Below are 4926 nucleotides of genomic sequence, written 5' to 3' on the forward strand. Positions count from 1 at the left end.
GGGCCGGGGCGGGAGATGCCGGCCAGGTAGACGGGGGCGTTGGTGTGGATGAAGGGCAGCGTCACGAACTCGGTGAAGCCCTCGTGGCCGTTCTCGAGGTTGCGCCGCTGCATGTCTGCCAGGAGGCGCAGATGGCCTAGCCAGTGGCGGGGTTCGTCCACGTGGCCGTACATCATCGTGGACGAGGAGCGGATGCCCAGTTCGTGCGCGGTGGCGATGACTTCGATCCAGGTGGCGGCGGGGAGCTTGCCCTTGGTGAGGATCCAGCGGACCTCGTCGTCGAGGATCTCGGCGGCGGTGCCGGGGATCGTGTCCAGGCCCGCCTCCTTGGCGGCGGTGAGCCAGTCGCCGATGGACATACCGGTGCGGGTCGCGCCGTTGACGACCTCCATCGGCGAGAAGGCGTGGACGTGCATGCCGGGCACGCGCTTCTTGACGGCGCGGGCGATGTCGAAATACGCGGTGCCGGGCAGGTCGGGGTGGATGCCGCCCTGCATGCACACCTCGGTCGCGCCGACGTCCCAGGCCTGCTCGGCGCGGTCGGCGATCTGCTCCAGGGAGAGCGTGTACGCGTCGGCGTCGGTGCGGCGCTGGGCGAAGGCGCAGAAGCGGCAGCCGGTGTAGCAGACGTTGGTGAAGTTGATGTTCCGGGTGACGAGGTAGGTCACGTCCTCGCCGACGGTGTCGCGGCGCACGTCGTCGGCGATGCGGCACAGTTCGTCGAGCGCGGCGCCATCGGCGGTGAACAGAGCCAGGGCTTGGGGGTCGGTGAGCTTCGTGGGGTCGGCGGCGGCTACGTCGAGCGCGGAGCGGACCTCGGAGGCGAGGCGCTCCGGCGCGGCGGAGTGCGTCACCTGGGAACGCAGTTCGTTCCAGTCGCCGTAGACGTCGTCGAAGTCGGCGCGGCGGTCGCCGGTGCGCCCGGCGGTGTCGATGCTGGAGTGCAGGTCCACGCGGCCGGAGTCGATCAGTGCCTCGGTCTCCTGCCACGGCAGGCCCTCGGGCATCGCGTTCTCGTTCGCGAGGCCGGTCTCCGGGTCGGCCAGGGCCCTGACGTGCGGGAGCAGGCGCGGGTCCAGCCAGGGCTCGCCCCGGCGCAGGTACTCCGGGTAGATCGTCAGCCGCTCGCGCAGCTCGAAGCCGGCGGCGGCGGTGCGCGCGGCCAGCTCCTCGATGTGCGGCCACGGACGCTCCGGGTTGACGTGATCCGGCGTCAGCGGCGAGACCCCGCCCCAGTCGTCGATGCCCGCGCCGATCAGCAGGGCGTATTCGTCCTCGACGAGGTTCGGCGGGGCCTGGATGCGCGCTGCGGGGCCGAGGATCAGCCGGGCCACGGCGACGGCCGCGGCCAGCTCGTTCAGCTCGGCGTCGGGCATGCCGCGCATCGCGGTGTCCGGCTTGGCGCGGAAGTTCTGCACGATGACTTCCTGAATGCCCTGATACTGCCGGGCCACCCGGCGGATCGCGAACAGGCCCTCGGCGCGCTCGGCATAGTTCTCGCCGATGCCGATCAGCAGGCCGGTCGTGAACGGGACGCTCGAGCGGCCCGCGTCCTCGAGCACGCGCAGGCGCACGGCCGGGTCCTTGTCCGGCGAGCCGTAATGCGGGCCGCCGGGCTCGGACCACAGGCGGGTCGCGGTGGTCTCCAGCATCATGCCCATCGACGGGGCGACGGGCTTGAGCCGCTGCACGTCGGTCCAGGACAGCACGCCGGGGTTCAGGTGCGGCAGCAGGCCGGTCTCCTCCAGCACCCTGACGGCCATCGCGCGCACGTAGGCGAGGGTGTCGTCGTAACCGTGCGCGTCGAGCCACTCGCGCGCCTCGGGCCAGCGGTCCTCCGGCTTGTCCCCCAGCGTGAACAGCGCCTCCTTGCAGCCCAGGGCCGCCCCCTTGCGGGCGATGTCGAGGACCTCGTCCGGGCTCAGGAACATCCCGTGGCCGTCGCGCCGCAGCTTGCCGGGGACGGTCACGAAGGTGCAGTAGTGGCACTTGTCCCGGCACAGCCGGGTCAGCGGGATGAAGACCTTCTTCGAGTACGTGATCACCCCGGGGCGCCCGGCGGCCTCGAGGCCCGCGTCGCGCACCCGCGCGGCGATCGCGCGCAGGGCGTCGAGATCGGCGCCCCGCGCCTGGAGCAGGATCTCGGCCTCGGCCACGTCGAGCGTGTCGCCGCGCCGGGCCCGGGCGAGCGCCCGGCGCATGCCGTTGTCCTGCTGGGTCACCCGAGCCGCGTCCGGCTCCGCGTTGTCTGCCACCGATCCAGCGTAACGGGTGCTCGACGGCTGGATCACGTACGGTCCGGCAGCCGGTCGTCCTCCTTACCCGGGTCGCCGGGCACCTTCAGCCGCGCGAGGGTGCCGCCGCCGGGCGCGGGCTCCAGCTTGATCGAGCCGCCGGTCTCCTCGGCCACCTGGGCGACGATCGCCAGGCCGAGGCCGGAGCCCGGGAGCTGGCGGGCCGAGTCCGAGCGGTAGAAGCGCTCGAACACGCGCGGCAGGTCGGCCGGGTCGATGCCGGGGCCCTGGTCGCGCACGGTGTACTCGCCGGCGTGCAGCCGGACCACGACCTTGCCGCCGGCCGGCGAGAACTTCACCGCGTTGTCCAGCAGATTGACCACGGCCCGGTCCAGGCCGGTCGGGTCGCCCTGGACGAACCAGGGTTCGATCTCCACGTCGAACTCCAGGCCCGGTCCGCGCAGCTTGGCCCGCTCGACGGCCCGGCCGACGGACTCGTGCATCGCGACGCGCATCGTGCGGCGCATTCCGCCCTCGACGTTGCGGGAGAGCTCGAGCAGGTCGATGACCAGGCCGGAGAGCTCGTGCAGCTGCTGGTCCACGCTCTCCAGCATCGACTCCTCGCGGCCCGGCGGCAGCGCGCGGCCGGTGCGCCGGCTGCGCAGCAGCAGGTCGACGTTGGTGCGCAGCGACGTGAGCGGGGTGCGCAGCTCGTGGCCGGCGTCCGCGATCAGGCGCTGCTGGCGTTCCCGGGAGCCCGCGAGGGATTTCGTCATCCGGTTGAACGCGCGGCCGAGCCGGCTGAGCTCGTCGGCGCCGTCGACCGGAAGCTGCACCGACAGGTCGTCTGTCGCGGCCACGTACTCGGCGGCCTTGGTGAGCCGGCGGACCGGCTTCAGGGCGCTGCGTGCCACGAGGAAGCCGGCCGCGGCGGCGAGGATCACTCCGCCGAGCGCGGCGAAGGAGAGGCCGATCGCCAGGCTGTGCAGCGAGCTGTCCGTGTGGGTCAGGTCGATGACGAGCGAGTACGAGTAGCCGGTCTGCTCGGCCGGGTACGTGTAGACGCGGACGTGGATGCCGCTGGTCGTGTACGTGTCGTAGAGCTGGGCGCTCTCCGTGCCCTTGGCGACCGCGATCTGCGTCTCGGTGGCGGTGCTGCCGAGGCTGTAGTCCGAGTTGTCCCCGAACATGCAGGTTCCGCCGTCGGCGCTGGAGATGATCTGCGTGCCGGAGTGCGCGAGCGTCGGGTCACCGCCGAAGGCCCGCAGGATGTTCTGCCGGCAGTAGGTGTACTTCTGGGCGGCCGTCAGGTTCTGCAGATCGCCGGGGCCCACGTTCACGCCGCCGGTTCCGTTGCTGGAGACGCTCGACGTGGCGCTGGCGCTCGGCTGCGAGCCCGGGGCCTGATTGCCCGGCCCGTGCTGCTGCGAGATGGACGACCCGCCCATCAGCTGGGAGTTGATCTGCTCGTCGAGCTGGTTGCGGACCAGGAAGTACGAGATCACCGCGGCGCCGATCACGGCCACGGACACCGCGAGCGCGGCGAGTAGGGCGAACCGTCCCTGGAGGGTGAGCTTGCGCAGCACCTGGACGGTCCGCGGGCGCTTGATCACTGATCGTCGGCCTTCGCGGACTTGTCGGAACCGGCGGAGGCGCCCGCGCCGGCGGTGGCCGCGTCGGCGCGCAGCACGTAGCCGACGCCGCGCACGGTGTGCAGCAGGCGGGCCTCGCCGTCGGCCTCGGTCTTGCGGCGCAGGTACATCACGTAGACGTCGAGCGAGTTCGAGGTCGGGCCGAAGTCGAAGCCCCAGATCGAGGTGAGCAGCTGCTCGCGGGCGAGCACCTGGCGGGGGTGGCGCAGGAACATCTCCAGCAGCGAGAACTCGGTACGGGTCAGCTCGATGCGCCGCTCGCCGCGGAAGACGTCGCGGGTGAGCAGGTCCATTCGCAGGTCCTGGTACTCGAGGACCTCCTCCGGCTCCTCGGCGGCCTGCGCGGCCTCGGTCAGCAGCGCGCCGCGGCGCAGCATGGCGCGGATGCGGGCGAGCAGCTCGTCGAGGTCGAAGGGCTTGGTCAGGTAGTCGTCGGCGCCGACGTCGAGGCCGGTGACCCGGTCGCCGACGGTGTCGCGCGCGGTGAGCAGCAGCACCGGCAGGCTCGGGTTGAACGAGCGCAGGCGCCGCAGCACGGTCAGCCCGTCCATCCGCGGCATCATCACGTCGAGCACCAGGCCGTCGGGCATCGCCTTGGCGATCTGCTCGAGCGCCCCGAGGCCGTCGGCGGCCGTGGTCACCTGGTAGCCCTCGAACTCCAGGCCGGCGCGCAGCGCCTCGCGCACCGCCGGCTCGTCGTCCACGACGAGAATGGACGGCCCGGACTGCGTGGTCTCAGCTGTCGACACGATCACACCTTCACTTCCACTGCCTTAGATCTCTCGGATACCCCGCACGGCAGCCTGCCAAGCTCTCATGAGAAAGCCGTGAGAGCGGTCTAAAGGCAGGCTGCCGTGTTTTCCGGGGCTGATGAGCGCGTTATTGGACCGCGATCCCGTCGCGCTTGATCGTCAGCTTGCCGTTCTTGATCTGGGCCAGCCGGGGGACGCGGCGGGAGAGCTCGGAGTCGTGGGTGACCATGATGACGGTCAGCCCGCGCTCCTGCCAGAGCTTCTCCAGGAGGCCGAAGATGTCGTCGC

3 protein-coding genes are annotated in these 4926 nt (G+C 71.4%); all 3 read right to left on the reverse strand.

Annotation, left to right across the window (positions count from 1 at the left end):
- Positions 1–2201: bifunctional FO biosynthesis protein CofGH (locus tag KDK95_RS33960; protein ID WP_212522472.1), on the reverse strand; the 2201-nt coding region annotated here is incomplete at its 3' end.
- An 86-nt stretch (positions 2202–2287) separates the two neighbouring features.
- Positions 2288–3847 (reverse strand): sensor histidine kinase, encoded by a 1560-nt coding sequence (locus tag KDK95_RS33965; protein WP_212522471.1) that lies wholly within the window; start codon positions 3845–3847, stop codon positions 2288–2290.
- Positions 3844–4635: a response regulator transcription factor gene (locus tag KDK95_RS37540; RefSeq protein WP_307844895.1), complete on the reverse strand. Its 792-nt coding sequence runs from the start codon at positions 4633–4635 to the stop codon at positions 3844–3846. The genes KDK95_RS33965 and KDK95_RS37540 overlap by 4 nt, the downstream gene beginning before the upstream one ends.
- Positions 4636–4926: the final 291 nt, after the last annotated feature.

Source organism: Actinospica acidithermotolerans (assembly GCF_018139625.1).
Classification (GTDB): domain Bacteria; phylum Actinomycetota; class Actinomycetes; order Streptomycetales; family Catenulisporaceae; genus Actinospica; species Actinospica acidithermotolerans.